Source organism: Undibacterium sp. GrIS 1.8 (assembly GCF_040544445.1).
Classification (GTDB): domain Bacteria; phylum Pseudomonadota; class Gammaproteobacteria; order Burkholderiales; family Burkholderiaceae_D; genus Undibacterium.
Genome location: NZ_JBEONQ010000123.1, coordinates 1 through 2,093, shown reverse-complemented (window position 1 = coordinate 2,093; position 2,093 = coordinate 1). Strand labels below are relative to the sequence as shown.

Here is a 2,093-nt window from a genome sequence, read left to right as displayed (position 1 = left end):
GCATTAACCGGAGGCGGCACCGCCGCTGTCGGTGGCGCAATGGTACTCACCGGGATAGGAGCCGCCCCAGGCGCCGTCATTGCAGCAGGTGGCGGTGCTGTAGCCGTGGTCGGTGAAGGCGTTGGCCTGGTAGGTGGCATTGTAGAATCTACCGCCAGCGGACTAGATGCGTCAGCAGAATTTGCCACCAGCGGCAAGTTACCCAACATGGTCGCGCTAGCAAGCGCGTATGCACAACGCATGGTGATGAGCAAGATCGATAAAATCACCAAATTGATTCCAGGCGTAAAAGGAGAAATCAACGCCGTCAAAGCCGAGACCAGTGCAGCGAAAGCAGAACTCAATGCAGAGAAGAATGCGGTCAAGAGTGAGCTAGCGGAAGGGAAGAAAGACGCGAAGAAAGAGGCCAAGAAAAGTGACAAAAAGAATGATGCGTCGCCTCCCGGTGATGGGGTCAAGGTTGTTGGAAGTTCAAAAGATGGCGGACGATGCAAACTACGCCCTTACAAAGAAGGATGTCCAAGCGGCACGCCTCACCATGTAGTTCCAGATCATTGCTTTAAACAGCCTGGAGATAATGGGGCTTATTACCCGGGTGGTATTAAACATGCGGATGGACTTTGTATTTGTGTGGAGGGGGCTACTAAGAGCACTGGTTCAGACGGTACACCTGTAAAAAATAAGAGTAAATTAAACATTAAAGATGTACTTAGTAAGCTTGCGGAGCATGGAAAAATTCACGCCTTGTTTGATCCATTAGAAGAAGCTTTAGGTAAGTTAGGGAGTCCTCAAGGAACTGCTAAGTTGGGGCAACTCGAAAAAACTGGTGCAATGGTCGTAGGAAAAGTCGTTGGATGCGATCCTCAAGACTTGGAAAAACAATTGAGAAGCTACCATCAGTCTAAAGGACTCGACCCATCAGTCTCGCTTCGAGCAGATCCGTTTGGGCAAATTAGAAATCTAGATTCGATAAAAATGGGACAAGGTTCCAAAGTTGCAGATATTTCAGGATTTTAAGAGGAAACTAAAATGGACAATGTGGATGAGTTATTAAATGAAGTGTATTTCAATGCTGGCTGCATTAAGCAAGCTGGGTACGTTCTTATCTCGTCAAAGCTCGATCAACTTAATTATGAAGACCAATTCACAAGAATTTTTCTTTATAAAAACGATACTTGGGGAAAGAAGGATATTAATGGATGGGATGCGGTATCTGTTTGTTACTCAAAAGAACTAGATGCGCTATGTGTTCTATCAAAAGAGGGTGATATCTTAATCGGAAAGTCAAATGAGTTTTTACGTGAAAAAATCAATGATGCCGGTGTTCGCAGTGGTATTCACGGGTATGTTTCCCACATAAGGGAAATTGGGAAGACACTGTTTGTTTGTGGTCAAAGTGGCCAAATATATAAAAGAGAGTCGTCGGGCTGGGTGCATTTTGATTTAGGTGTATTAGTCCCAATGGCAGTTGAGCTTGGGACGTCGGCTTTTCTGGATAGCCCGATCCTAAACTGCGTTGACGGCTTTAACGACTCCGATTTGTATGTCGTCGGAGATAGCGGAGCGATTTACCATTTCAACGGAGAGATGTGGAAAAAAATCTTAGTCAATTGCAAGGAACATTTACAGTGGGTTCGTTGTTACAAAGATAATGAAGTTTGGATATGTGGGTATAACGGAACGGTCTTGAAAGGAAATATGCAAGACGGATTCGTAGATGTAAGCAGCGTTGACGATAATCGTACTTTTTGGTCGCTTGTTAAATTTAAAGAAAATATCTATTTATCCACTATAGATCACCTTTATATTTATAGCGGTCAAGGAATTTCAATAGTTGAAACAAAGCTAGAACCAGAATTACTAACTTATTGCCTTGATGCTTGCGATGATGAACTATGGTCATTCGGCTCCAAAGACATCGCCCGCTTCGACGGTACAACTTGGGAGCGTATCCATCATCCCGATAATCCACCGATTGGAGGTAGTTCTATTAAAGGAGGCAAACCATGACAGAGGTCATTGATCACGGTATCGACACAAACACCGACACACAATCAATCGCCGATACTATTTGTCAGCATCTGAATTGCCGC

Annotated in this window: 2 protein-coding genes; both read left to right on the top strand. The window is 44.5% G+C overall.

All coding sequences use genetic code 11. The features are described 5' to 3' along the window. Positions 1-1,017: hypothetical protein (locus tag AAKU64_RS22405; RefSeq protein ID WP_354363087.1), on the top strand; the 1,017-nt coding region annotated here is incomplete at its 5' end. A 12-nt stretch (positions 1,018-1,029) separates the two neighbouring features. Next, complete coding sequence (locus tag AAKU64_RS22400) at positions 1,030-2,010, top strand: beta propeller repeat protein (protein ID WP_354335854.1); 981 nt, start codon at positions 1,030-1,032, stop codon at positions 2,008-2,010. Positions 2,011-2,093: the final 83 nt, after the last annotated feature.

Excerpts from the sequence above, each read along its gene's own strand:
- AAKU64_RS22400 (WP_354335854.1), top strand. The coding sequence starts at position 1,030 with ATGGACAATGTGGATGAGTTATTAAATGAAGTGTATTTCAATGCTGGC.